Source organism: Archangium primigenium, from assembly GCF_016904885.1.
Classification (GTDB): Bacteria; Myxococcota; Myxococcia; order Myxococcales; family Myxococcaceae; genus Cystobacter; species Cystobacter primigenius.
Genome location: NZ_JADWYI010000001.1, coordinates 5,613,388 through 5,636,418, shown reverse-complemented (window position 1 = coordinate 5,636,418; position 23,031 = coordinate 5,613,388). Strand labels below are relative to the sequence as shown.

The 23,031-nt window shown below is 71.4% G+C and carries 18 protein-coding genes; 11 read left to right on the top strand and 7 right to left on the bottom strand.

Features of this window, described 5'->3' with window-relative positions; genetic code table 11:
* Positions 1–163 precede the first annotated feature (163 nt).
* Both I3V78_RS23065 and I3V78_RS23060 read left to right on the top strand, forming a co-directional pair.
* Positions 164–760, top strand: coding sequence for a hypothetical protein (locus I3V78_RS23065; protein WP_204490611.1), 597 nt, complete (start codon positions 164–166; stop codon positions 758–760).
* 114 nt (positions 761–874) lie between these two features.
* Positions 875–2,227 carry a hypothetical protein gene (locus I3V78_RS23060; RefSeq protein WP_204490610.1) on the top strand — a complete coding sequence of 451 codons (1,353 nt, stop codon included), beginning with the start codon at positions 875–877 and terminating at the stop codon, positions 2,225–2,227.
* Between the two features lie 3 nt (positions 2,228–2,230).
* Here I3V78_RS23060 and I3V78_RS23055 read toward each other — a convergent pair whose 3' ends face one another.
* Positions 2,231–4,828 (bottom strand): tetratricopeptide repeat protein, encoded by a 2,598-nt coding sequence (locus I3V78_RS23055; RefSeq protein ID WP_204490609.1) that lies wholly within the window; start codon positions 4,826–4,828, stop codon positions 2,231–2,233.
* On the bottom strand, positions 4,825–6,171 hold the full coding sequence (locus tag I3V78_RS23050; RefSeq protein WP_204490608.1) for a DEAD/DEAH box-containing ATP-dependent helicase: 1,347 nt from the start codon (positions 6,169–6,171) through the stop codon (positions 4,825–4,827). The genes I3V78_RS23055 and I3V78_RS23050 overlap by 4 nt, the downstream gene beginning before the upstream one ends.
* Positions 6,172–6,426: 255 nt before the next feature.
* On the opposite strand from I3V78_RS23050, the gene I3V78_RS23045 reads away from it, so the two are divergent.
* The 3 genes from I3V78_RS23045 (at position 6,427) to I3V78_RS23035 (ending at position 10,176) form a co-directional block, all read left to right on the top strand.
* The gene (locus I3V78_RS23045) at positions 6,427–7,140 is read left to right on the top strand and encodes a transglutaminase domain-containing protein (protein ID WP_204490607.1); all 714 of its coding nucleotides are present in this window, start codon (positions 6,427–6,429) and stop codon (positions 7,138–7,140) included.
* 113 nt (positions 7,141–7,253) lie between these two features.
* Positions 7,254–8,981 carry an RICIN domain-containing protein gene (locus I3V78_RS23040; RefSeq protein WP_204490606.1) on the top strand — a complete coding sequence of 576 codons (1,728 nt, stop codon included), beginning with the start codon at positions 7,254–7,256 and terminating at the stop codon, positions 8,979–8,981.
* 274 nt (positions 8,982–9,255) lie between these two features.
* Entirely contained in the window at positions 9,256–10,176 is a 921-nt protein-coding gene (locus I3V78_RS23035; RefSeq protein WP_204490605.1) for a glycoside hydrolase family 19 protein, read from the top strand.
* Between the two features lie 182 nt (positions 10,177–10,358).
* Here I3V78_RS23035 and I3V78_RS23030 read toward each other — a convergent pair whose 3' ends face one another.
* The gene (locus I3V78_RS23030; RefSeq protein ID WP_204490604.1) at positions 10,359–12,116 is read right to left on the bottom strand and encodes a LysM peptidoglycan-binding domain-containing protein; all 1,758 of its coding nucleotides are present in this window, start codon (positions 12,114–12,116) and stop codon (positions 10,359–10,361) included.
* 134 nt (positions 12,117–12,250) lie between these two features.
* On the bottom strand, positions 12,251–13,153 hold the full coding sequence (locus I3V78_RS23025) for a LysR family transcriptional regulator (protein ID WP_204490603.1): 903 nt from the start codon (positions 13,151–13,153) through the stop codon (positions 12,251–12,253).
* A 114-nt stretch (positions 13,154–13,267) separates the two neighbouring features.
* Between I3V78_RS23025 and I3V78_RS23020 the strand changes: the two genes are divergently transcribed.
* Together I3V78_RS23020 and I3V78_RS23015 are read left to right on the top strand one after the other, a co-directional pair.
* Positions 13,268–14,005 carry an SDR family oxidoreductase gene (locus tag I3V78_RS23020; protein ID WP_204490602.1) on the top strand — a complete coding sequence of 246 codons (738 nt, stop codon included), beginning with the start codon at positions 13,268–13,270 and terminating at the stop codon, positions 14,003–14,005.
* Positions 14,006–14,031: 26 nt separating this feature from the next.
* Positions 14,032–14,298: a DUF2277 domain-containing protein gene (locus tag I3V78_RS23015; RefSeq protein ID WP_204490601.1), complete on the top strand. Its 267-nt coding sequence runs from the start codon at positions 14,032–14,034 to the stop codon at positions 14,296–14,298.
* 13 nt (positions 14,299–14,311) lie between these two features.
* Here the strand turns inward: I3V78_RS23015 and tpx are convergent, their stop codons facing one another.
* A complete protein-coding gene (gene tpx / locus I3V78_RS23010) occupies positions 14,312–14,803 on the bottom strand; it encodes a thiol peroxidase (RefSeq protein ID WP_204490600.1) in 492 nt (163 codons plus the stop codon).
* A gap of 90 nt (positions 14,804–14,893) precedes the next feature.
* Between tpx and I3V78_RS23005 the strand changes: the two genes are divergently transcribed.
* Genes I3V78_RS23005 through I3V78_RS40205 form a run of 4 tightly spaced genes read left to right on the top strand, consistent with a single transcriptional unit; the run spans position 14,894 to position 20,014 of the window.
* Positions 14,894–15,787, top strand: a complete 894-nt coding sequence (locus I3V78_RS23005; RefSeq protein WP_204490599.1) for a VanW family protein — start codon at positions 14,894–14,896, stop codon at positions 15,785–15,787.
* Positions 15,784–16,833 carry a hypothetical protein gene (locus tag I3V78_RS23000; RefSeq protein WP_204490598.1) on the top strand — a complete coding sequence of 350 codons (1,050 nt, stop codon included), beginning with the start codon at positions 15,784–15,786 and terminating at the stop codon, positions 16,831–16,833. The genes I3V78_RS23005 and I3V78_RS23000 overlap by 4 nt, the downstream gene beginning before the upstream one ends.
* Before the next feature lie 18 nt (positions 16,834–16,851).
* Complete coding sequence (locus I3V78_RS22995; protein ID WP_204490597.1) at positions 16,852–17,592, top strand: hypothetical protein; 741 nt, start codon at positions 16,852–16,854, stop codon at positions 17,590–17,592.
* Positions 17,513–20,014 carry a tetratricopeptide repeat protein gene (locus I3V78_RS40205; protein ID WP_204490596.1) on the top strand — a complete coding sequence of 834 codons (2,502 nt, stop codon included), beginning with the start codon at positions 17,513–17,515 and terminating at the stop codon, positions 20,012–20,014. The genes I3V78_RS22995 and I3V78_RS40205 overlap by 80 nt, the downstream gene beginning before the upstream one ends.
* A gap of 120 nt (positions 20,015–20,134) precedes the next feature.
* Here the strand turns inward: I3V78_RS40205 and I3V78_RS22985 are convergent, their stop codons facing one another.
* Both I3V78_RS22985 and I3V78_RS22980 read right to left on the bottom strand, forming a co-directional pair.
* On the bottom strand, positions 20,135–20,743 hold the full coding sequence (locus tag I3V78_RS22985) for a hypothetical protein (RefSeq protein WP_204490595.1): 609 nt from the start codon (positions 20,741–20,743) through the stop codon (positions 20,135–20,137).
* A 138-nt stretch (positions 20,744–20,881) separates the two neighbouring features.
* The gene (locus I3V78_RS22980; protein ID WP_239576543.1) at positions 20,882–22,957 is read right to left on the bottom strand and encodes a fascin domain-containing protein; all 2,076 of its coding nucleotides are present in this window, start codon (positions 22,955–22,957) and stop codon (positions 20,882–20,884) included.
* Between the last annotated feature and the right edge of the window lie 74 nt (positions 22,958–23,031).

Genomic DNA, 23,031 nt, shown 5'->3' with positions numbered 1-23,031 from the left:
GCGTGCAGCGCGCTGCACACCGCCGTGAACGACTCGGTACACACGGGGCACCCGCGGGCGTCGGAGGCCCCCTTCGCCCGGGTGGGGGTGGGCTGGTCCTCGCCTTGCAGTCGGGCCCGGCATGCCCCGTTCCCGTCCATGTGGTCTCTCGCTTCACGTGTGCGTGTCGTCCCTCGTCCTGTTGCTGTCCGGGGAGGTGTTCGCCGCCGGGGACGCCCCGCGGCTCGCGCGGCTCGAGGCGCGCGGGGACGGGGAGGAGGACCTGAGGGCCGAGGCGCGCCCGCCCATGAACCGGGGCGTGCGCATTCTCGCGGAAGTGGGCATGGGGGGCCTCGTCGCGTTGGGCGGAGGCTTCGTGGGCGGCGCGGTGGGGCTCGGCTTGTGCGAGACGGTGGGCCTGGGCCGCAAGGGCCACCTGCCGTGTCTGGGCACCACCCTGCTGGGCGCGGGCGCGGGCATCGCCGCGGGCTACGGCCTGGGCGTCTGGACCGCGGGCGAGCGCCTGGACGGCGATGGGCGGTTGTGGGCGGCGCTGCTCGGCACCGGCCTGGGTGTGGGACTGGGCCTGCCCCTGATCGAGCACGTCGGCGGTGCGAGTCCCTTCGTGCTGGGCGCGGTGGGCGGCGTGCTCGGCTACGAGCTGTCCCAGGCCGAGGTGCCCGCGTCGGGGGAGGCCCTGGCGCTCACGCGGCCACGCCTCGTGCCCGTGGTGTCCTTCTCCCGCGACGGGGGCCTGGTCGGCATGAGCGGTCGCTTCTGATGCGAGGTGTCATTTATTCACTTGTAGTGATTTTCATGTGACTCGGGGAGGATGTTCCTGGGTCCGGGCAGGGTGGGGTGGCCGCCCGCTGGATCCCCGAGGAGAACACAGTCGATGAAGCGATCGGTCCTGGTGTGGAGCTGCTGTGCCGTGTTGTGGGGGGCGTGTGGTGTGGATGATCCAGGGGTCGTCGACCGTCCCACGGACGGTGGGACCCGCCCCCCCGTTGAAAAACCCCCTCGCCCGGCGGAGCCGATCACCGTGCGCGGCAAGGTGCTCGGCGTGCTGGGGGCGCCCGCCACGGCCATGTCCGTCCTCATCCCCGGCGAGGGCCGCCAGGTGGTGCGCGTGGATGGCACGGGGGCCTTCAGCATCGCGGGCGTCACGCCGCCCTACGAGCTCATCGTGGCGGATCCAACGCGCCGCTTCGCCGCCGTCTACCAGGGCCTGACGCTCGCGACCCCCACGCTCGCCCCCGAGTTCGACTCCGAGGCCCCCCGGCGCTCGGCCACCGTGACGGGCTACGTCCTGGGCTCGCTGGGGAACGACACGCGGCTGAGGATCTCGCTGGGCGGCTCGGGAGCCAACGGCTCGGGCGTCGTGGAGTCCGTCCGGGGCAACGAGAACAACTACTCGCTGAGCGCGGAGTGGCGCGGGTACCCGTCGGTGGCCGCCACGGTCTACGCGCTCCAGGTGGAGGCGAGCGATGACGACGCGCCGCCCACGCGCTACCTGCGCTTCGGTCAGCGCGACGTGTCCCTGACCGACGATGTCACCTTGAGCCTGCAGGACTTCGACCTGCGGAGCATCACCCAGGCCAACCTCGAGGGCACCGTCTCCGTGCCGGCCGGACATGAGCTCCGAAGTCGCCGGATGTTCCTCTCGCCCAAGCCGGGCAGCGAGTTCGAGCTGTTCAGCGACACGTCCTCGGCGGGCCCGTTCAACTTCGTGGTGCCGCGGATCGACGGGGCCACGCTCGCCCTGTCCGTCTACGCGACCGAGACCCCCGAGACGGAGGACCGCGTCGAGCTGACCTACATCAAGCGGGGCCTGAGCGCCCGCGCCACCCCGGCCCCCCTGGTGCTCCCGGAGACGGTCCGGCCGCTCCAACCCGCGAACGAGGCGACGGCCCTGACGCGCGGCAGTGACTTCTCCTGGTCGGCCTTCCCCGGCGGCGTGCATCGGCTCCTCGTCGTGCAGGACGACGACGCGACCGAGACGCCCTACGCGCTGGCCGTGTTCACGAAGGACACCCGGGCCACGCTCCCGGACCTGAGCCCGTTCGGCATCTCCGTGCCCGCCAGCGCCGAGTTCTTCTGGTACGTCGACGGGCTGGGCCCCGCGGCCTCCGTGGACGACCTGGTCAAGCTCGTGGAGGGGGGTGACCCCCGCTTCCATGGCACGGGGGACTACGCCCTGAGCAGGACGCGCCGGCCGCGCGCGTTCACCACGTCCGCGACGCCCTGAGCGTCACGCCGGCCCTTGCTCCTCCAGTCGCTCGCGCAAGGCCCGGGCCTCCTCGCGTGCCTGGGCCGCGCGCTCGTGCTGGCCCAGGGCCTCGCGGACGACCGAGACATTGAGGAGCGCGGTGGCGAGTGCATCGAGGTCCCGGGGACTGTCGCCCACGCGCTCGTGGATCCGACGCCGCAGCGCCAGGGCTTCCTCCAGGGCGGCGAAGGCGGCCGCGCGGTCCAGATGCCATTGGACGGCGCCCACGTGATGGAGGGCACCGGCGAGGTCCCGCAGCGCCTTGGTCGTGTCCCCCCAGGTGGCGAGGCTCTGGCGGTCGAGCGCCAGGGCTTCCTCGACGGAGGCGAGGGCGGCCGGGAAGTCACCTCGGCTCTTCTGTTCCTGACCCACCCGGCCGAGCGAGAGGGAGAGATCTCGCAGGGTGCCGGGGGTGTCGCCCCCCAGGGCCCGAAGCTCGCGAGTGAGGGCCAGGGCCTCCTCGAAAGCGGCGAGGGCGGCCTCGCCGTCTCCCGTGGCCTGCCGCGTGTCCCCCGTCTTCGCCAGGATGACGACGAGGTCACGCAAGGCGTGAGGCGTCTCACCCAGGAGCGTGAGCGAGCGTCGGCAGAGGACCAGGGCTTCCTCGAGGGCGGCGCGGGCGGCCTCGCCTTCGCCCAGGGTCAACCGCATGTCGCCGACACGTTCGAGGGCCCTGGCGAGCTCCGACAGGGACTCGCCCGTCTCCCCCTGGAGGGCATGGAGCCGGCGATGCACGGTGAGCGCCTCCTCGAGGAGGGGCTGAGCGGCCTCGACGTCGCCCAGGCGCGAGCGCACGTCGCCCACGTCCATGAGGCTGTCGGCGAGCGCATCCAGCGCCTGGGCCGTATCCCCCCAGGCGGCGTGGAGCCTACGACGCAGCGCGAGCGCTTCCTCGTAGATGGGGAGGGCCTCCTCGAGGTCATCCAGCAGGAAGTGCATGCTGCCCACGAAGGAGAGGGCCGTGGCGAGCTCGGCGAGCGCCTCGGGGGTGTCTCCCCGGAGGGTGTGGAGTCGGCGGTGCAGCGCGAGCGCTTCCTCGTAGGCCGTGCGCGTGGCCTCGCGCTCTCCCAGATGATGCCGCACGTTGCCCACTCGCTCGAGCGCCGCGGCGAGGGTATTCAAGGCCTCGGGCGCGTCTCCCCAGGTGGCACGCATCTGGCGGGCGAGGGCCACGGTCTCGTCGTAGGCCTCACGGGCGGTCGTATGATCCCCCAGGCTCTGCCAGAGGCCGCCGACATTGGCGAGCGAGGTGATCAGGCCGTGCAGGGTCTGGGGCGTGTCGCCCTGGAGGGCGCGCAGCTCGCGGGCGAGGGCCAGGCTTTCCTCGAAGGAGGCGCGGGCGGCCGAGAGCTGACCCAGGCGCCGCTGGAGGGCGCCGACCCGACCGAGGGTGAGGGAGAGGTCATGCAGGGTATAGGGCGTGTCTCCCTGGAGGACACGCAGTTGGCGGGTCAGGGCGAGGGACTCGTCGAGGTACACCCGGGCGGCCTCGAGGTCCCCCAGATCCTCGCGCGCGCTGCTGGCCTTCTCCAGGGCGATGGCGAGGACCCGCAGGGTGGTGGGCGTCTCTCCCTGGGTGGCGCGCGCCTGGCGGCCCAGTTCGAGCGCCTGCTCGAACGCGGCGAGGGCCGAGGTCAGCTCTCCCCGTGACAGGGCGATGTCGCCTAGGGCGTTCAGCAGTTGCGCCCGATACGGAGCGTCGGAGGCGCCCACCGTGGCGAGCGCCTGCTCCAGGTGATCCGTCGCGGCGGCCGGGTCTCCTTGGGCTTCCTCGATCCGGGCGAGCAGGTGAAGGAGGATGGCGCGTTGCCGCGGGGTCAGCGTGGGGTGCCGGGCGGCGAGCCGTTGGGCCTCGCGGGCCGTCTTCAGCGCCTCGTGCGTCTGCCCCTCCTGGAGCAACGTTTCCGCGCGCTGTCCCAACACCTCCACCCGCCGGGGGTCGTCCTGCTCCGCCGTCGCCAGCAGCCGCTCGGACTCGGCGAGGGTGAACGCCGTCAGGGCCCGGGCCTCGGGGGAGGGCTCGCTCGCGCGCGGCACCGGCGGAGCGCTCGCGGGTGGACGCGCGCCCTCCGACCCGCGCTCCACCACGAGGGGCAGCTCGATCACCAGGCCCCGGATGGACCAGAGATCCGAGGCCGCCTCGCGCAGGAGGGGCTTCAGCTCCGGAGGCGCGGCGAGCACGAGGCCCCCGCGCAGGTGCCGGCGCAGGGCATCGCGTCGCTCGTTCAGGCGCGAGAGCAGCTCCAACCAGGCCTCGCGCCAGGGCCGCTCCGGCCCCTCACCGGGATCGAGCCGCAGGGCCTCCACCCACGTGCAGTCCGCGCTCGCGGCCTCGGGGGAGAACAGCACGGGCAGCAGCGCGCGCAACGCCGAGGGGCTCTCAGGCAGGTGGGTGTCCAGCCGGCGCGTCTGGCCTCGGAGCTGCCACTCGGCGCGGCGGCGCAGCACGCCCGTGCCCAGGGGGGAGGGCGCGAAGACGAAGCCGAGCCAGAACCCCTCGGACAGCTCCAACTGACGCCGGAGTCGCAGCCACTCCGCCTCGCCCTCGGGGCCGAGGTCCGCCTCGCCGGGCGGCCTCACGGCGCCGTCGCCGCGCGCAGACGCGTCTCCTCCACCTGGCGCCTCACGACGTCGCGCACGAGCGGGTGCACGTCGTACCACTCGTCGCCGTTGCGGTAGTAGAGCGCCAGGTGCGTGTCCAGGTAGCGCGCGAGATCATGCAGCTGCTTGATCTCCGGCAGCGCGACGCCGTGCGTGGTGGCGATGAGGTGGAGCCACCTGGCGTCCGCGTCGGCGATGGGGAGGAACTCGGTGCGCACCTGGGCGATGGCCGCGTCCACCGTCTCCGGGGACACGGGGAGCGTGTCGGCCCGGCGGATGATCTCGGAGAACAGCCGCAGGAAGTCGCGCAGGTGGCCGCCGGACAGGAGGCTCAGCCGATCGAGCGTCTCGCGCTCCGGGCCGAGCAGCCGCCGCCAGTCGCCGCGCGCGGAGACGAGCCGCTCGAGCAGCTCGAGCCCCGGGGGGAAGACCTCGCCGGCGGTGGCGCGCAGCTTCGGGTTGTTGCGCACCTTGAGGGCCGGCAGCACCTGGACACCGCCCGGCGAGTAGAGCGTGCCCAGGTTCGGGTAGAGCACCTTGAGGTAGGGGGGAATCGTGTAGACGACGTGCAGGTGATCGAAGTGCAGCTTGTCGCTGTGGCTGGTGAACAGGTTCACCACGGAGTCCTGCACGGCGGTGGCGTTGGTGGACGTGCCCCGGATGTGCTCCATGGAGTCCAGCAGGAGCACGACCTCCGTGTTGGGGCCGTGCTTGTCCTTGACCCGCTTCACGCAGCCGGTGACGTAGGCGCGCACGTCCTCCACCAGCGCGCCCAGGTGCCCGGACATGCGCTTTTGCAGCGTGTCGCGGAAAGACGGGTCGCTCTTGAGCGCCACCTTGATGCCCGACGTGGACAGGTCCGGCAGGCTGATATGGGTGCGCGTGAGCAGCTTCGCGAAGCGCTCCCAATAGCCCTCCCGGGCGGGATCGTTCGGCAGGAAGCCCTCCTTCTGGAGCGCGTCCCCGAAGGCACCGGCCACGGCCAGCAGGAAGTCGATGATGTCCACGCTCTGCGAGAGGTTGATGTAGTCCTCGATGTCGCAGAGCACGACCTTGTAGTCCCCCTGGGCGCTCAGGGCGCGGCGCAGGCGGTGCAGCTCGGTGCTCTTGCCGCTGCCCCGGAAGCCCGAGAAGAGCTGCACGCTCTGCCCGAGCGCGAACTGGATGGGCCGCGCCAGCAGCTTGACCGGATCATGCGGCGCCAGCTCGGGCGTCTCGTACAGGGGGACGTAGCGGCCCGCGTCGCTGCCCGTGAATTCGATGGGCTGATCGGTGACCGCGCGGAAGAAGGAACGGAGGAACGGCAGGTCGTCGGTCTTCATGCGCGGGGTTCCACGGGGAGGGAAGCGGCGGACACTCGGTCCGGCTCTAACAGATGCGCACGGGGCTGGGGCGGCGATCCGCGCTCCGGGGTGGAGACCGTTGTCATCAGGGGTCCTCTCCTCTGGTGAGTGATGTCACCGGGGGGATGGGCTCCGGAGACAGCGCGGCTGAGGAAAATCCAGGGGTTGGAGCTTGGCACGCGCGGTGCTTTGGGTCCTGGACATCCCCGCCGCCGAACTCCGAGCACCCACGCCATGTCCATCTCCCGCCTCTCCTCGTCCCCGTCGCCGTCCTTCCAGAAGTGCTCGCGCGCGCCCGAGGCCTCCGCGGGCGCCAAGGCGTCGCGGTGTGGCTCCACCCAGGCGGGAGGACCCCAGGCCGAGCAGCAGCTGGACGCGGTGGTGCAGCAGATCCAGCAGCTGCTCAAGAAGCTCAACTCGGACGGCTTCGACGCCGCGCCCAAGGGCGCCGGGAGCGCGGGCAAGCGCTGTGGGAGCGCGGGCGGCGCGGGTCCTGCCCCCCAGGCCGCGATCGCGCCGGAGTCCGCCCCGAAGGCGCCCGTCACGAAGGGCGCGGCCAACGCGGACGAGGTGGCCAGGCAGATCGCCCAGGACGCGACGAACTGGAAGTACGACTACTCGGGCGGCAAGTCGTTCGACCAGGCGGTGCGCAACGAGGACACCTTCGACAGCGGCAAGGCCGGCGTCTGCACCGACATGGCCCTGGAGGCCGCGCAGCGCTTCGAGGCCAAGGGCGTGGATGCCCGCGTCGTGGCCGGAGAGACCGATCGGGGCCTCCACGCCTGGGTCGAGTACAAGGGCGAGGACGGCCAGTACAAGCGGTTCGATCCCACCGCGGCCACCACCAAGGACGCCAGCAAGGCCATCGACACGGACAGCAACGGCTACGGCTACGGCAAGATCGTCGAGACCTACAACGACATCCCCGCCGAGGTGCCGTCCCTCTGACGCACGCGAGGACTCGGCGCGCTCCGGCCCCGCTTTTTGACGGGGCCGCGCCCGGGTGGGATATGTCTCCAGGTAACCCGATTATCCGGGTTAACCCCAACCCTCCGAGCCCCATGATCCGTTTGCTCCTCGGCGCCGTCACCGGTGCCTTGCTGTTGACCTCCGTCTCCCCGGCGCACGCCGCCGACCCCGTTCCCCAGGCCCGAGGCACGGCCTTCCACACCGAGGTGCACCCGCCGCACTGGATGCCGTGGACCACGGATGGCGCGCCCGCGATCACCAGTGGCCCGGCCTTCCTCACGCATGGCCTGCGCTGCAGCGGGCGCTATTGCGACGACGTGAGCCTGCTCAACGTGGAGTCGGGCTTCACGCACACCACCAGCTGGTGGACGGACGGCTTCTCGGAGGAGGGCAACAACGAGCGGGTGTGCGCCAACAACGGCTTCGTCACGGGCCTGTCGTGCGCGAGCGACTACTGCGACACGATCGCGCTGCGCTGCTCGCAGCTCGACAACGGCGGGGTGCGCGCCAACTGCTACTGGTCCGAGGCCGTCTCGGACGAGAGCGGCGGCACGTTCGTGGCGCCCGAGTCGATGTTCCTCGCGGGCGTGCGGTGCAGTGGCCGCTACTGTGACAACAAGCAGCTCTACCTCTGCCAGGCCAACGCGGGGGGGCCCACGCTGGACGTGAACGCGATGGCGCGGCAGTTCGCGCCCCGGCTGCGCTTCGATCAGGAGTTCTCCACGGGCTCGGGCGAGCAGAGCAAGTGCTTCCCGAGCGACCCTGGCACCTACTACACCCAGCGCGCGCAGGGGGTCTCGGCCGTGTCGCTGTGCAACAAGGACTACGGGCTCATCCGCGACAACCGGGTGCCCACGTACTACGTGGCGCAGCAGATCGGCACCAACACGGTGATGCTGCGCTACTGGTATTTCTATGCGTGGCAGAGCACGTGCTTCGCGTCGGCGGGCGCCCATGCCGCGGACTGGGAGTCGATGGCGGCGCTGATCGTCGACGGCAAGCTGAGCCGGGTGGCCTACTACCAGCACGGCGGATGGTACAGCAAGGAAGCGGGCACCTTCGAGCTGGCCGATGGCACGCACCCGGTGGGCTACGTGGGCAAGAATGCCCATGGCACCTATCACGACAACGGCGGCACGGGCGGCTGTCTGTATTTCGAGGACTACCGCAACCCCGGCGGCAATGACTATCGCATGGACACGTGGAACAACCTGGTGCCGCTCGCGCGGGGCAGCGGGGCGCCCGCGTGGGTGAACTGCACGGGCTCGGGCTGCTTCGATGGCATCGGCCACCCGCTGGAGCAGACGGGCGACCTGCGCGCCATGCGCGGCTGCGGCAAGGACGGCTGTGGCAAGTCGTCGGTGGGGGAGCTCATTCCCTTCCAGACGGATCCCACGGGCGCGGACCACACGGGCCTGTTCCCGCAGCACAGCGGCAAGGTGATCGAGGTGCCCGGCGCGAGCACCAGTGACGGCGCCAGGCTCACCCAGTCCACGAACCGGGGCACGGCCCACCAGCGCTGGCTGCTCGAGGCCACGGGGGATGGGTACTTCACGCTGCGCGCGCGCCACAGCGGCAAGTGCATGGACGTGGCGGGCGCGTCCACGGCGGGCGGCATGAACGTGAGCCAGTACACCTGCAACGCCAAGGACAACCAGCGCTACCGCCTGACCCCGGGCGCCAACGGCGTCTTCACCCTCCAGGCCAAGCACAGCGGCCAGTGTCTGGATGTCGCGGGCGCCACCCAGGACGACGGCGGCTTCCTCGTGCAGTGGCCCTGCGCCGGGACGACGAACGAGAACTTCCGCTTCGCCCGCTGAGCCCTTTGTCCCCCGCGTCCGCCGGTGATTGTGCTCCGTCTGGAACAATCCAGCGGAGCCGTCCCGGCGGGCCGGAAGGGGATGGCCAGACAAGAAAGTTTTTATCAGACAAGACAGACATCAACCCTGACCTGCCGTGAAATCGGGTTTAAACCCGAAAAAATGAGGGAACGGCTCAATACGGATGTCTTGCACATGCTGGACGATGGGGACGGCGCTGGTCGCCCTCCCGCTCGCACCCCCGCATCCCTTCGAAAGTCAGGAGACACGGATCATGATGGGTCTGAAGAAGCTGTTCTCGGCGGCGATGATGTTCTCGGCCATGGCCATGGGATTTGTCGCGCAGGACGCCGCGGCCGCCTGTCGTGGCAACTGGGCCGAGGGCACCGCCTATAGCGTCGGCGACGGCGTGAGCTACAACGGTGGCAAGTACACGGCGCTCCAGGCCCACACGGCCTGCGTGGGCTGCGGCTGGAACCCGGCGGCGACCCCGTCCTTGTGGAAGACCGGCGGTGACTGCAGCGGTGGCACCACGCCTCCTCCCACCGAGCCGCCTCCGTCCACGGGCGGCAAGGGCATCGCGGCCTTCCTGAGCGAGTCGCAGTTCAACCAGATGTTCCCCGGCCGCAACGGCTTCTACTCCTACTCGGCGCTGGTGGCCGCGGCCAACACCTTCTCCGGGTTCGCCACCCAGGGCAGCACCGACAACCAGAAGCGTGAGGTCGCCGCGTTCCTGGCCAACGTCGCGCACGAGACGGGCAACCTCGTCTACATCGAGGAGATCGCCAAGTCGACCATGTGCGACACCAGCTGGGGCCCCCCGGGCTGCGGCTGCGCCGCGGGCAAGCAGTACTACGGCCGTGGCCCCATCCAGCTGTCGTGGAACGGCAACTACTGCGCCGCGGGCAACGCCCTGGGCGTGGACCTGAAGAACGATCCGGACCGCGTGGCGCGTGACGCGACCATCGCCTGGCGCACGGGCTTCTGGTTCTGGATGACCCAGACGGGCGCGGGCTCCATGACGGCGCACAACGCCATGGCCAACGGCGTCGGCTTCGGCGAGACCATCCGCACCATCAACGGCGCGCTGGAGTGCGGGGGCCGCAACCCCGCCCAGGTCCAGAGCCGCATCAATAACTACACCCGCTTCTGCCAGATCCTCGGCGTGAGCGTGGGCAGCAACACCGGCTGCTAGGCCGCACGCGCAACACCTGACGTGAACGAGCCCCGGGGGGACACGGTCCCCCCGGGGCTTCGTCATGTCCGGGGTCGGGCGAGGGCGGGGGCGGGTGCTCCGGACATGAAAAGAGCCCCGGGAGAGGCGGGCCTCTCCCGGGGCTCTTCGTGCTTCATGGGCGGGGCGCGAGGCCCGGCCGGCTAGCCGTTGCGGCGCACCATGGCCACGTCGTAGCGGCGCTCGGTCACGGCGCCCGTGGCGGCCGAGCCCGGACGCGTCATCGCGCCCGTCTTGGCGTCCACGTAGAAGCGGTTGTTGGGGTTGGTGTCCTTGCCGCGGCTCGCGTTGGTCGTGCCCGGATCGTGGAACGTGTAGAAGGTGCGGCCCTTGTCGTCCACGCCCCGGCCGGTGATGGTGACGAAGTGATCGGTCAGCCCGTCCACGTTGTAGTCGGAGTCCTTGTGGCTCACGCCCACGACCACCGGCTTGCCCTTGTCGAGCTGCTGGTCGATGTAGGCGCGGCCCTCGGCGGCCTTCTTGGAGTTGACCTCGAGCTGGCCCTTGCTGTTCTCGCTCGTGCCCACCTGGATGCGGTCGGCCGGCCCGAGCACCCGGGCGCCCGAGGCACCCGCCATGGCCGTGGCCGCCTTGAAGCACGCGGTGTTGCTCGGCTCGTAGCCGTGGCCGCCCTCGAACTGGCTGTAGAAGGGCACGTTCACGTGCTTGGCCGGCGTGGCGCCCGGCTTCACCTGCGTGGTGTCGTTGGGGTGGGTCTCGGTGCTGGGGCCGGAGTTCGCCGGGCGGTTGGGGCGGGGGGCCGGCGTGGGCACGGGCTTGTTCGTCGCGGGCTGGCTGGCCGCGGGCTGGGCGGCGGGCGCGGCCGGCTTGGAGCCCTCGCGCTCGAGCATGGCCAGCGCGTCACGGGACTCGGCCTTGAAGCGATCGGCCACGCCCTTCTGCACGTCGGTGGAGCTGCGGGGGAAGTGCGCCAGCTTGCCGTCGGCGCGCACGCGGCCGCGCTCGGCGTAGATGTCCTTGATGAGCTGCGCGTCGCTCACCGTGGCGGGGTCGCGCCCCTTGAGCGCCGTCTTGAAGATGTCATCGGCCGCCTTGGGGCCGTGCTGCACGGAGGTGGACCAGGCCACGTCCCGCAGGGCGTGCGAGCGCGTGTTCACGTCCAGGCCGGTGGCCTTCTTGATCTCCGCGGCGCCCACGTCGTAGTGCGTGGCCTGGATGTAGTCGTGCTGGGCCTTGTCGAAGCCCTGGGGATCCTTGGCGGCCAGATCCTTCCAGGCGGCGGAGAAGGCCTTGGAGCCGGGCTCGTGGCCGCCGAGGGCCGCGTGGTACTGCGGGTGGCTCGTCTTGAGCGAGTTGACGAAGGCCTGCGCCGAGCCGTTGTTGGTGGCGAACTGGTAGGAGCCGTAGGACACGCCGCCGTGGTCCCCCTTGCCGGTGGACACGGTGCCGGCGCCGCGCGCCTCGTACTTGCGGCTCAGGCCGCCGAGCACCTCGCCCGCGGGCGGCGCTCCGGCCGGAGCGGACGGCCGGGAGGTGGCCGGGGCCGGGGTCGGCGCCGGGGTGGAGGGCCGCGGGGCGGACTTGCCCGGGGCGGTGGGCTCGAAGCTGGACGCGCCCGGCATCTTCAGCTGCTGGCCCACGGAAATCTTGTTCGTGTTCTTGATGCCGTTGGCCTGGGCGAGCGCGGCCACCGTGGTGTTGTTGCGCTGGGCGATGCCCGACAGGGTGTCACCGGAGCGCACCGTGTACGCGCCGCCCGACTTGCCGCCCTTGGAGGCGTCGAAGCCGTCCGGCATCTTCAAGGTCTGTCCGGCGGTGAGCCTGTCCGGGTTCTTGATGCCGTTGGCCTTGGCCAGCGCATCCACCGTGGTGTTGTTGCGCGCCGCGATCCCCGACAGCGTGTCACCCGAACGAACCTTGTAGTTGCTCACTCCAGCCATGGACACCGTTCCGGAAGGCCTCATCCCGAGGGACGGGCAAGTCGTGGGGGGATTATCGCGGCTCCCAGGGCGAAGTTTCCTTTTCCCCTCGAATCTTTTCACCCGGAGGCGAAGGGCGGTGGTGGGGCGAGCCGTCAGGCGAGCGTCTGGAGGAAGTCGAGGAAGGCACGCACCTTGGCGGCCGGGTGCTCGCGCGAGCGGTGGTACACATGCACCGGGTAGTGTTCGTCCGACCAGTCGGGGAGCAGCTGCACGAGCCGGCCCGCGTCGAGCAGCTCCCGCACGGCGAACTCGAAAGGTTGGCCGATGCCATGGCCCCCGAGCAGGGCCCCGATGAGGCTGCCCGCGTCGTTCACCACGAGCCGCCCCCCGACGTCGATTGGGAGTACCTCCTCGCCCCGCTGGAACTCCCACTCGAAGAAGCGCCCGGTGAAGGGCTCGCGGATCCGGATGCACTCGTGCGCCGCGTGCAGGAGGTCGCTCGGATGCTGGGGCAGGCCGTGGCGCGCCACGTAGTCGGGCGAGGCGCACGTCACCACCCGGTAGTACGCGAGCCGCAGGCGGATGAGGCCCGAGGGCTCGGGGTCCCCGAAGCGCACCGCCACGTCCAGGCCCTCGGCCACCAGGTCCCCGATGCGGTCGCGCACCACGAGCTCCAGCTCCAGCTCCGGGTGGCGCGCGAGGAAGGTGCCCAGGTGGGGGGAGAGCACGTAGTGCCCGAACGCCGCGTCCACGTTCACCCGCAGGCGGCCCCGCACCGTCGTGCGGGCCCCGGCCACCGCCGCCGTCGCGTCCTCGATGCCCGCGAGCAGCGGGGCCACCTCCTCATAGAAGCGCCGGCCCTCGTCCGTCAGGGTGACGGCGCGCGAGGTGCGATCGAACAGCCGCAGGCCCACCCGCTGCTCCAGCCGTGCCACCGCGCGGCTCACCCCGGACTGCGTCAGCCCCAGCACCCGCGCCGCCCCGATGAAATTGCCCGCCTCCACCACCGCCGCCACCACGCCGAGTCCACTGAGCAGCCCACCGTCGATCGCCATCCATGACTCCCTGTCATGCTTGAACTGAGCCACATGCGCTGGAAGCATTCTAATCCGCCGCGTACTTCTGTCCCAACAGCACGAGGCCCTTGAGGGCCCGACAAGGAGTGGGACATGCGGATGGAAGACAAGGTCGTCGCGATCACCGGCGCGTCCAGCGGCATTGGCGAGGCCACGGCGCGGGTGTTGGCCGCGCGGGGCGCGAAGGTGGTCATTGGGGCGCGGCGCACCGAGCGGCTGGCGGCGCTGGCCTCGGAGCTGGAGGGGAAGGGCGGCCGGGTGGCGTTCCGGGCGCTGGACGTGACGCGGCGCGAGGACGTGCGTGCCTTCGTGGACTTCGCCGGGGAGCGCTTCGGCCGGCTGGACGTGCTCGTGAGCAACGCGGGGCTCATGCCGCTCTCGCCCATCGCGCAGCTCAAGGTGGACGAGTGGGAGCGCATGGTGGACGTGAACCTCAAGGGCGTGCTCTTCGGCATCGCCGCCGCGCTGCCCGGGTTCCAGCGCCAGGGCTCGGGGCAGTTCATCCACGTCACCTCGGTGGCCGACCGCGTCGTGGTGCCCACCGCCGCCGTGTACTCGGGCACCAAGTTCGCCGTGCGCGCCATCTCCGAGGGCCTGCGCCAGGAGGTGGGCGGCTCCATCCGCGTGACGCTCGTGGCCCCGGGCGCCACCGAGAGCGAGCTGGCCCTGTCCATCTCGGATCCCGAGCTGCGGCGCCTGGCGATCGAGCAGTACCGCAAGGATCTGCTCCCGGCCGAGGCCATCGCCCGGGCCATCGCCTTCGCCATCGATCAGCCGGCGGACGTGGACGTCAACGAGCTCGTGGTGCGGCCGACCGCCCAGGGCTACTGAGCGCGGGGTGGGGTAGGCTCGGGGGCATGTGCCGAAGCATCAAGCCCCTGTTCAACTTCGCGCCCCCCGCCACCAAGGAGGACGTGCGCGCCGCGGCGCTCCAGTTCGTCCGGAAGATCGCCGGCACGCGCAAGCCCTCCCAGAAGAACACCGAGGCCTTCGAGCGCGCCGTGGAGGAGATCTTCCAGAGCTCCCAGCGACTGCTCGAGGGGCTCGTGGCCACCACGCCCCCGAAGGATCGGGCGCGCTTCGAGGCCCTCCAGCGCGCGCGCGTCAAACGCGCCGCGCCGTGAGGCCCCGCGCGGGCTACAGCTTCGCGAGCGCCGCGTCGTAGTTGGGCTCCTGGGCGATCTCCGGCACCTGCTCGGTGTGCAGCACCTTGCCGCCCTCGTCCAGCACGACGATGGCGCGCGCGTACAGGCCCGCCAGGCCCCCGTCCTGGATGGTGACGCCGAACTGCTGGCCGAAGTCTCCCCGGAAGCCCGAGAAGCTCTGCGCCTTCTCGATGTCCTCGGCGCCGCAGAAGCGCTTGAGCGCGAAGGGCAGATCCATGGAGATGTTGAGCACGGTGACGCCCGGCGTCTGGGTGGCGCGCTGGTTGAACTCGCGCACCGACGCGGCGCACACCCCGGTGTCGATGCTGGGGAAGATGTTGAGCACGCGCTTGCCCGGAATGGACGAGAGCTTCTTGTCCGCCAGGTCCGTGCCCGTGAGCGTGGCGTCCGGCGCCGTGCTGCCCACGGCGGGCAGCTCGCCCTGGGTGTGGATGGGGTTGCCCTTCAAGGTGATCTTCGCCATGGCGTCCGTGTCTCCGGGGAGGGGAAAGGCGCCCCGTCTACCCGGCCCCCCGGGACGAGCGCCAGGGAAACGTTGCATCATCCCCATCTCATGCGCCCTCCGGCCCCCCGTCTCTCCGACCTGTCCGCTCCGGCGTTGTGGTGGCGGCGCGGCAAGCAGCTCGTGCTCCAGGCCCAGCGGCTGGCACGCTGGACGGCCACGCCCGAGCGCTGGCCCGCGCCCCGGCTCGCGCCCTCCCAGGGGTTGTCCGTCCTCCAGGCCGTCCACCGCGTGGACCTGGCGCGGGCGGATCCCGAGGCGGACCCGAGGCTGGAGGCCGGCAAGCAGCACAACGTGCGGCTCGCGGCGCCCGCCTTCGACGGGCTGTGGGTGACCCCCGAGCGGCCCGTGTCCTTCTGGCGGGTGCTCGGGCGGCTCTCGGCGCACGCGGGCTTCCAGCACGGCCTGTCCTTGCGCGGCGGGTGCCTCACGCCCTCGCTCGGCGGCGGCATCTGCCTGCTGGCCAATGCGCTCTTCGAGCTGGCGGCGCGTCAGGGCTGGCACATCCTCGAGCGCTCCGGGCACACGCTGGAGGCCGTGCCCCCCGCGCCGGGCGTGCTCTGGGGCCTGGATGCCACGGTGGCCTGGCCCTACGTGGATCTGGTGGTGGCGCCGCGCGAGGGGCCGGTGCGGCTCGGGGCCCGGGTGGTGGACGGGCAGTTGCGGCTGAGCCTCCACGGCGAGGCGCCCCCCCGGACGCGCTCCCGGTTGTGGGCCGAGGACGACACCCGCGTGGAGACCGCCGAGGGCCCGGTGCGCTCCAACCGCATCGTGCGCGCGGTGGAGGACGTGGCCACGGGCCGGCTCCTGGAGACGGGGACGATCGCGGAGAACCGGCGCCGGCTGCTCGATGCGGCGGCGCGCCAGCGCACCTGTCTGTCGTGCGGCGAGACGGCGTGCCACGCCCGGGTCGAGGTGCCCGCGCACGAGGGCCGTGGGCCATGAGGCTCGTGCTCGTGCCGGAGCCCGCGCCGTGGCTCGCGCGGCTGGCCACCGTGCTGGGCGAGGGCCCACCCGCGGACGTGTGCGCCCCCTGGTCCCTGCCCGCGGGCCCCGAGCGCTGGTCCGCCGTGCCCGCGCGGCTGCGCGCGGCGTGGCGCCGCCGGGTGCCCGCCGTGTCCGAGGGCGCGCGGGTGTGGGGCCTTCCGGGCTGGTGGGCGGTGGAGGCGGGGCTGCGGCTGCGGGGGCGCTCGGCCTCGGCGGTCTTCCAGTCCCGCTTCCTGCTGCGCGAGGGGCTGGCGCATGCCGTCGCGCCGCTCGTACCCGCGCGGGTGGAGACGGTGGTGGCGCCCTCCCTGTGCGCCCGCGAGCCCTTCGCGGCGGCGCGGCGGCGGGGGGCGCGGTGTGTGTTGATCGAGGACTTGCCCTCGCTGCGGCAGTTGCACGCGGACCTGGACGAGGCGGCGGCGTGTCACCCGGAAGAGGCCTTCCTGCGCAACCACCGGGCGCGGGCGCGGGACGTGGCGCGCCAGGAGGCCGAGCGCGTGCTGGCGGACGAGATCTGGGTGCGCGGGGCCTTCGCCCATGCGCGACTCGTGGCCGCGGGTGTCCCGGCGGAGAAGCTGCGGGAACTGCGGCCTCCGGAGCCACCGCACGCCCGACGCGCCCCACGCACGGGGGAGGGCGAGCGCGTGGCGCTGCTCGCGGGTCCCGCCCTGGCGCGCGGAGGTCTGAACGAGGCCCTGGCCGTGCTCGAGGCCCGGCCCGGGTGGCGCTTGTGGGTGCGGCCCACGGAGGGCACGGCGCTCGCGCGGCTCGTGCACCCCCGGGTGACCCGGGTGACGGAGGCCGCCCAGCGGGGCCTCGAGGGCGTGGACGCCGTGCTGGCCCTGTCCTGGTGCGAGAGCCACCCCGTGGAGGTGGCGCTCGCGGCGGCGCGGGGCCTGCCCGTCATCGCCACGGACCGGGCCGCCGGCTTCGGGCCCTGTACGCGGGTGCCGCGCGGCGATGTGCCCGCCGTGCTCGCGGCGCTGGACGCCCTGGATGCCTGAATCCATTGTACCCAGTTCATGGATACGAGAGCACCCGCCCGTTCAGTCCTCTGTGGCCTGTTTTTCTTCCTGGGGGGCGCCCAGCCTGGACTCGCCCAATCGTCCGCCCCCTGGGATCAGAGCGCCAGCGCCTGTCCCGCGACCCTGGCGAACGTCCGGCGGTCGTGTGGGTGCGAGCCTCGTGAAGAGGCCGTCTTCAACAGCCTGGCGCAGACCCGGCTGAACTCGGACAACCTGCGCTCGCACGTGACGGGTTGCTTCAAGCTCGACGGCGACTTGAACGTCGACCGGTTGAAGGTGAAGGGGGTCGCGGGACTGTCCGGGTGCCTGTCGAAGGCGGAGGACCAGTACCCGGAGTACCGACAGACGCTCGCGGAGCTCGTGGCGGCGGCCAAGAACGTCCCGGATCGCAAGCTGGACATCTGGCTCGATTGCTACGGGAAGGTGCTCGGACAGGGACGCGAGTCGAGCCGACAGAAGCCCGAGCGCTCCGAGCCCACGCGGGCGCGTTCCAACACCGCAACGTCCACCGACGCCCCGCGGGTGAAGGCGCAGCCTGGTGCCGCGGCGTCGACGCCCGCGTCCGCGCCGGACATCGAGCAGCACATCGAGGCCGATGGCCGGGGTCGTGTCGAGATGGAAGGAATGGAGGCGATTCACGATGGCAGGACGGGCTCCGGTGTCATTCGGCAATCCATCAAGGCGAGCGGCGATGGGGTCATCACCACGGGCTCGGTCAAGGCGCGCGTTGGGCCTTAGTCTCCTGGTCGTCGTCCTGCTCGCCGCGTCCGCCGGACACGCGGGCGGTCCGTCGAGGAACAAGGGCGGAGGGGGCCCCAGCGGCACGTCTTCCGTCCACGAGCGGAGCGCGAGGGAATTCGTCTTCTGCGGCGAGGAGACGGTTCCGCGCAAGGCATTCCAGCGCAAGGGGGCGACGCACTTCGTCGTGGCCGATTTCCGCCCCCGCTCCGAGCGGGCGGAGGACATCGAGCTGGGTCGCGCGGCGGCCAATACCGTGGACCGCCTGCTGCGCGACTACATGGTCCGTGTGGCCATGGAAGAGGATGAGAAGCAGGCGCAGACGCAGACGTCGAAGGAATTGGAGGTCTACCGCTTGAGGTGCGTCATCCAGGACGCGACGGCGGCGCTCGCCATCGGGAAGGCGATGGGGGCCGACCTGCTCCTCTGGGGAGACGCGGTGTGTCCCCTGGGCCAGGGGCAGGGCGCGCGGTTGGTGAACATCATCACGACGATCGAGGCGAAGGACAACTCCCGCATCCACACGGGCGAGGTCTCGGCGGGGGTGGAATTGCCCAAGGTGGAGACGGGCTCGTTCTGCGCGCGTGCCTCCATGACCACACCCGACTGGCCCATGATGGACAGCGGTGGCGATGAGGCCCGCTCCGCATGGGTCCTGGAGTTGGGCAACGTGGAGCTGCCTCAAGTCGTCGCGGGCGACGCGTTGGGACTCACGCTGTTCGTGGGCGGACTGCACTTCTACAAGCGGGACGACTACCCGCGCGCGCTGCGCCTGTTTCGCCGTGCCTCGGAGACGCTGCGCACGGACTCACGAAGCGCGGCGACGTTGCTGCGGGTCATGGGACTGACCGAGTTCAAGGCGGGGCGCTCCGATCGCGCCGCGAACTTCTTCCAGCGTTGCGAGACCGTGGCGGAGGCGGACGCTCCAGTCTGGTGGAGCTGTCGTTCTCTGCGGGTGACGGCACACGCCCTCGCGGCGCACCTGACCGAGGCCAAGGCGCTCGCCGAAGACGCGCTCCAACGCGCTCGGCGGACGGGGCACCGGAACGGCGAGGCACTCAGTCTGATGAGCCTGAGTGTCCTGGCCCTGCACCTGTCGGATTTCAAGGAGGCCCGGGCCAGATACACGGAGGCCCTGTCGGTGGACCAGACGACTGGACTGACGACGATGCGCCTTCCCCTGTCGGCATTGGAAGACGAGGGCCTGGACACATCGGAGTTGAAGGAGGCGAGGGGGCGCCGTGAAATGGAGTTGGCCCTGTATGGATTCCTGGGGCGCCGCATGGAGATGGCGGTCACGCGGTTGGAACTGGGCGATCTCTCGCTGCGCCTCCTCGAGCCCGAGGAGGCTCGGAGTCAATATGAGCAGGCCCTGGGCCTGCGGGACGCCATCGGTGTCCCCGTGTTCGCCGCGGCGGTGTTGAACAGGTTGGGAAGCGTGGCACTGCTCACGTCGGACGTGAAGGAGGCCCGCGCGCGGTATCTAGAGGCGCTGTCGCTCTTTCGTGAACACGGCTCTCCCTTGGGGGAGGCGGAGTCATTGGCCACTCTGGGCGGTGTCGCGCTGCTCATCTCGGACATGAAAGAGGCCCGAGCACGATGCGCGGAAGCACTCGCTCTGTACCGGTCCATCGGATCACGGCAGGGCGAGCCTTATGCCCTGTCCTGCCTGGGCAGTGTCGCGCTGCTCACCTCGGACATGAAGGAGGCCCGCTCACGGTTCGCGGAAGCGCTCGCGCTGTACCGGACGCTCGGCCAGGTCATGGGTGAGGCCAATACGCTCAAGAGCCAGGGCGATCTGGCCTCGCGCCTGGCGGAGTTCGATGCGGCCCGGGAGAAGTACACGCAAGCCCTCGCGCTGTACCGGACCGCCCAACTGCCACTCGGAGAGGCCAGCGTGTTGAGGAGTCAGGGAGACTTGGCCCTGCGCATGTCGGAGGAGAACGAGGCGCGCGACACGTACGAGCAAGCGCTCGCCCTCTATCAGTCCCACCGCTTCCGCCTGGGAGAAGCGCACACGCTCAAGAGCCAGGGCGATCTGGCCCTGCACCTATCGAAGCCACAAGAGGCCCAGGAGAAGTACGAAGGGGCGCTGAAGCTGTTCCAGGCCATCGAGCCCGGTGCCCTTGAGGCGGGTGCACGCTTCGGACTGGGACGGGTCGCCGAGGCCCTGGGCCGCGAGGACGAGGCCTCCGCGGCGCACGCACAAGCGCGCGCGGGCTTCGAGCGGACCGGTTGCCGTCAGTGCCTCGTCACGATGGACTGGCGGCGAGGACTCGTCCTCTCCAAACGGGGCGAGACGCAGCGGGCCCGTGAGGTGCTCGTCGGCGCACGGCAAGCCGCGATGGACCTTGGCGAAGTGGCCTTGACCCGTGACATCCAAGCCTCTCTGGACGCGCTCGGCGGGGCGGCGCGTCCGTGACGTCACCTCGCGACGAGCGTGTCGCCACCATTGCTCGTCGCCGGGCACTCACGCGCGGCCGGTCGTGCCCCTTTGGGAGGGGACCACCGGCCTCACGTTGACCCGTCCGGCAGACCGCGCCTAGCGGTTCGTCTGATCGCGCGGGCCGGGCACCTGGCTCTTGGCCTTGTTGCGCGGCTCGGTGGGGTTGGTGTCCGTGCTGATGTTCGAGCCGGTCGCGTTGGTGCGCGAGCCCGCCTCGTTGTTCCACATGCCGTCACGGTAGCGCAGGTCGCGAGCCTGGCCGGTCTCCGAGTCCGTGGTGTCCCGGTTCATGCCCGACGAGGAGTCCACCTTCGTGCCCGAGCCGCCCGTGCCGTAGTCGGTCGTGCTCCCGGTGTTCATCTCCTCCTGGTGCGCCGTGGTCTCGGACGTGGTGCCCGCGCCGCCCAGGCCCTGCTGGGAGCTGGAGCCGTGCATCGGCGAGCCCATGGCGGAGGTGCCCGAGAGGTCCCGGTGGTGAACGTCGGAGTCCTGACCCGGCAGGCCGCGCAGGCTGTCCTGGCTGGGCGGCACGGTGCTGGGCGCCATCGTGCCGGAGGTGGACTCCAGGCCTGAGCCGCCCGTGCCCTGCAGATCCTGGACGTTCTCCCGTTGTGCGTCGCGGGGCTGATCCGAACGGCAGCCGGTCGCGCCCAGCAGCAGGGCCGCCGCCGCGGCGCCCACGATCATCAGTCGGGTGTTCTTCATGGAATGTCCTCCCAAGGGTGCGTTGTCCTGGAAGGTAGGGGGCGACATGCCGGGGTCACAGCGGCCTTGGACTTGAGGCGGGTCGCCCCACTGGCCCAGTGACCAGGAGCCAGGGGCCCGCCTGCCTGGCCGCCGTGCTCAGGGCACCGTGTAGAAGCCCACGGCGTTGGGATCCAGGGTGCCGCTCTCCAGTCGCAGGCCGGTGGCGGAGGCGATGGAGGCCAGGTCCGTGACGCCCAGATCCGCGAGCGAGAACGTCGCCGCCCCGAGCTTGGACTGCACCGTGCCCGCGGGGCTGCCGGTGACGCTCGCCACGCCACCCGTGTAGTAGACCGTGGCCAGGGCGTTGGACGTGTTGCCCGCGGCCGAGGCGGTGAAGTCCCCCGCGCTCAGCGCGAGCGAGAACGCGCCCACGCGCTGGTTGGACGCGTCGACGAGCGTGACGAGGGTGTCATCGCCGAGGGTGCCCGAGGCGAGGCCGCTCTCCAGGATGAAGAAGCGCGTCCTGGCGGTGAAGCCCGCGCCGAGCTGGAAATAGCCGGTGCCCAGGTTGTTGGCGCCGAGGTTCGCCCCCAGGCCCGAGGCGGCGGCATTGGCGGAGGCGGGCGCGGTGCCGCGCGAGTTGGGCGTGTTGGTGCCGGTGACGCCCGAGGCCGTGGCGCCCACGAGGTTGGAGAAGGTGCCCTCCGAGGTGGTGAGCGAGGTGAGCGTCGCCGTGCCGGTGAGCTGGGCCGGGGTGCCGCTCGTCACCGCGCCCGAGAAGGTGGCGCGCGTGGCGGGCTGGCGCCGGGACGGGAGCGGCTCGGCCTGGGCGGAGATCTCATACGCGATGCGGTGGATGTTGACCGCCTCGGTGGCGCTCAGGCCCAGGGCCGCCGCGGCGCTGCCCGAGCCCGTGGCCAGGGCGCGGGGATCCGCGCCAGTGAGCCGGGTGAACAGCACGGACGCGGACAGGTAGCTGCCGTACTTGCCCGCGTGGCGGCTGTCCGAGGCGCTCCAGAGGTTGAACTGGCCCGGGGTGATGCCGTTGGAGGGATCCGGATCCGCCACGCCCTGATCGATGGCGCGCAGGAAGCCCTCGCCCACGCGGGCCACGCCGGTGAAGCCGTACTGGGCCGCGGCGTTGGCATAGGCGCTGCGCAGGTCCTCCTGCATGGCCTTGAGGCCCGTGACGCCGCTGGGGTAGCCCTGGTTGGCGACCGAGGTGGGCGAGGCCCACGTCTGGTAGAGGAACACGCGGGCCGAGGGGTTGGCCGACAGCACGAGCCGCCGCAGGTTGTCCGCGCCGGTGGTGAACGCGGTGGGGTTGCCGCCCCGGGCGGTGGGCAGGGGCACGGTGCTGTTCTCCTGGAGCACCACGGTGTCCCAGGCGCGGCCGATGATGGCGGCCTTGGTGGCGTAGTGCCCGCCGAGCGTCTCGCCGCTCATGGTCTCGAGGGTGACGGCGTACGAGAGCCCCGCCTGCACGGTGAGCTGCTTGAAGATGCCCGGCACGCCGCCCTGCGCGCTGCCGTTGGCGTCGGTGACGGCGCCCCGGTTGTACGAATAGACGGGCTCCTCGTGGCCGTGGGTGAAGCTGTTGCCCACGAAGAGCACGGTGCTCGCCGCGATGCCGTTGCCGGGCACGCCCAGGGTGAACGTCTCCCACTCGCGCGCCGCGGCGCCCGTGGCGCTCACGGTGCCGCCGCCCGCGTTGGCCGCCGAGACGTACTGCCCGGTGACGACCGTCTTGAGCGCGAGCGTGTCCCCGGCGCCGATGGCGCCCGTGCCGTTGAGCTTGGTGACGGTGAACTGCTCCCAGGACTGGGCCGCAGTGGCGGTGAAGCGGATGGCGCCGCCGCCGCCATTGAGGGCCGAGCCGTACTGCCCGCTGACGCTCCGGAGCGTCACCACGTCGCCGCTCACGAGCGAGCCCCCGTTCAGGTCCGTGAGGGTGAACGACTCCCACTCCTGGGGCGTGGTGCTGGAGGCCAGGAGGTCCGCGCCGCCGCCCTTGTCCGCCAGGAGGTAGTGGCCCGACCAGGTGCGCAGGGTGACCGTTCCGGGCACGGCCGCGAGCGCGGCGGCCTGGGTCTCCGACTCCTCGCGCTCGTCAGGTGACGGGAGACCGCCACACCCGGCGCCTGTCACCAGCAGCATCACGGCGGCGAGGCCCGTCGGGACGCGGGCACGGCGGGGCGGGGAGAACAGCGCGGGGGCGGGACGTGGCTGCATGGGGCTCTTCCTCGTCGATGTCGGGGGGACCGCCCCCCGTCTTAGTGAAAAAGGCCCGTTTTTCAACGAAAACT